Consider the following 2,499-nt stretch of genomic DNA (forward strand, 5'->3'; position numbering starts at 1 on the left):
CAAAGTTCCCGCCGACAGGCAGATTCGCCGTCGGGCGGCAATCCGCGCCCACTCAGCCCCTGCGCACCGCCTGCTTGACCTGCCCCACCAGCGGCGGACGGCAGCTCAGCTCGGTGATGCCCATCTCGACCAGCGTCGCCACCATGTCCGGCTTGGACGCGAGGTCTCCACAGACGGCGACCGTGACCCCGGGCAGGCGCTCACAGGTGAGCCGCATCAGCTCCAGCACGCCGGGGCTGTCAGACTTCGCGAGCTTCGAGACCGTGCCGTTCGAGCGGTCGGTCGCCGTCGTGTACTGCGTCAGGTCATTCGTGCCGATGCTGACGAAATCCACCAGCCCGGCGAACTCGGCAGCACGCAGTGCCGCCGCCGGCACCTCGACCATCATGCCGATCTGGAACGGCTCGGCCCCCACCGCCTCGATCGCCGCCAGCGCCCTGTCCCTGGCCCAGGCCATCTCTTCAGGCTCGGTCACCATCGGGAACATCAGCCGCACCGGCACCTGCTTGCTGGCCAGTGCGATGCCGCGCAGCTGCTCGTCGAAGAATTCCGGAACCCGACGCATGGTGCGCAGGCCCCGCTCGCCCAGGAACGGGTTCAGCTCCTTGTCCTGCGGCAGGAAGGGCAGCGGCTTGTCTCCGCCGACATCCCACGTGCGCACCGTGATCGGGTGCGGGGCCAGCGCCTGCCCGATCTCGACCAGCACCGCCGCCTGCTCCTCAGCCGTCGGGGCCACCTGCTGGTGGCCGAACAGCAATTCGGTGCGCACCAGCCCCGAGCCCTCGGCGCCGGCGGCGGCACCGCGCACCGCATCTTCCAGCGAGCCGACATTGGCCTCGACCGTGATCACCCTGCCGCCGGGGCTCACGGCGGGCACGTGCGCCTGCTCGGCGGCCTCAGCCTCTTCCACCTCGCGGGCCGCGGCGGTGGCCCGCACCTGGTCGAGCGTGGCTTCGTCCGGGTTGACCCATAGTTGCGCACCGACCGGGTCGAACGCGACCACCTCACCCGGGACGACGCCGGCGGCATCGCCGCGGCCGGTCAGCACAGGGATGCCGCGGCCCGTGGCGATGATCACACCGTGGCCGGTGGCACCACCCGTCGTGGTCACCACCCCCAGGCAGGCCGAGGGGTCGAGCTGGGCGGCAGTGGCCGCGTCGAGTTCGGGCACCACCAGCACATGCTCGCCCGTCGGCAGCGCCTCGGGCGCCCGGCCCATCAGCTCGGCGAGCAGCAACCGGCGCAGCGAGCGCACGTCCTGGGCGCGTTCGGCCTGGTAGGGGTCGGGCAGCGCGGCGAACTCGGCCGCGACCCGGGTGTAGACCTCGTCAACCGCCGCCGTGGCGGCCTTGCCGGCCAGCACCGCATCAGTCAGCGGGTCGACCAGCGCCGGGTCGTCGAGCAGCGCCGCCTGCATCATCAGGATCATGTCGTCGGGGTTGCTCAACCGTGCCCTGACCACGGTGATCGCGGTGCGCAGCCGGGCCCGTTCATCGGGGCCCTGCACATAGTCGCTGGTGTCGACCTCGCCGCCGGTGACGAACGCCGCGCCGATCACCACCTGCGTGCCGGAACGCTGCGGGACATCCGCGCCACCCGCCGCCACGACCGGTGCCGGCGGCACGATCTCGCCGGCATGGGGGTCACTGACATCCTCGCCGAAGCCCGCCTCGGCCAGTCGGGTCAGGTTGGTCAGTGCCCGGGGCGCCTCGGGGCCGCTCAGGGTGGCGCGCAGCACGTCGTCCTTGCGCAGGCCCAGGGTGGCGACCTTCGACATGCTCGTCGCGGGCACCGGGCCGGCACCCGTGGTCGCGTTGGCCACCCGGACGATGGCATCGACATCGCGCAGCGAACGCACCAGTGCGGCCGCGGGGCGGGCATGCAGGCCGTGCGGGTTCTGGATCGTCCACTCGAAGACCAGGGCATCGGCCTCGTCAACCTGCCCGGCCACCGACGCAGCCACCGGGGCCGGCTGCCCGTCGGTGCCCAGGTGCTGCTGCTTCGCCTCAGCCCCCGCAGCGGCCTCGTCGGCGACCTCGTCGAGCGATCCACCCGTCGAGGCGGTGACCACGGCGGCGACAAGGCCCTCGACCAGCGGCGCGGCGCTCAGCCGCACCCGCTCTGCCAGGTCGGGGTCGATGAACTCCTTGGCCATCTCGGCGCTCAGGATCGCACTGCCCAGGTCGAGCATCACCAGCACCCCGTCGCCCGAATCGGCCGCGGTGATCGCCTCGCTGATGGCCACCGCGTCGGTGCCGAACGTGCCGTCGTCGAGGCCGGCGGCGATCTGGATGGCCGGTGGCTGCTCGGTCATCTCACTGGCCAGGGACACCGCTGCTTCGGCGAGCGGGCGGCTGTGGGACACGACGACGATGCCAATCATGCGAATGCTCCAACTTCACTGGTGGATTCAACGTTGCCGGTGATGCTACCGGCCCGGCGTTCCGGGCTGACAAGGGGTCCACGCAGGCGACGGGGCCGCCCGTCCACCGTGTTGGA

General features: G+C 71.7%; 1 protein-coding gene and 1 pseudogene. Both read right to left on the reverse strand.

Features of this window, described 5'->3' with window-relative positions:
- Positions 1-52 precede the first annotated feature (52 nt).
- Positions 53-1,963 carry a putative PEP-binding protein gene (locus tag ACQCX5_RS14830; RefSeq protein ID WP_434542204.1) on the reverse strand — a complete coding sequence of 637 codons (1,911 nt, stop codon included), beginning with the start codon at positions 1,961-1,963 and terminating at the stop codon, positions 53-55.
- A gap of 15 nt (positions 1,964-1,978) precedes the next feature.
- Positions 1,979-2,383, reverse strand: a pseudogene (dhaM, locus tag ACQCX5_RS14835) (dihydroxyacetone kinase phosphoryl donor subunit DhaM); the annotation flags it as partial.
- Between the last annotated feature and the right edge of the window lie 116 nt (positions 2,384-2,499).

Origin of the sequence: Aestuariimicrobium sp. G57, assembly GCF_050110855.1 — a bacterium.
Taxonomy (GTDB): Bacteria; Actinomycetota; Actinomycetes; order Propionibacteriales; family Propionibacteriaceae; genus Aestuariimicrobium.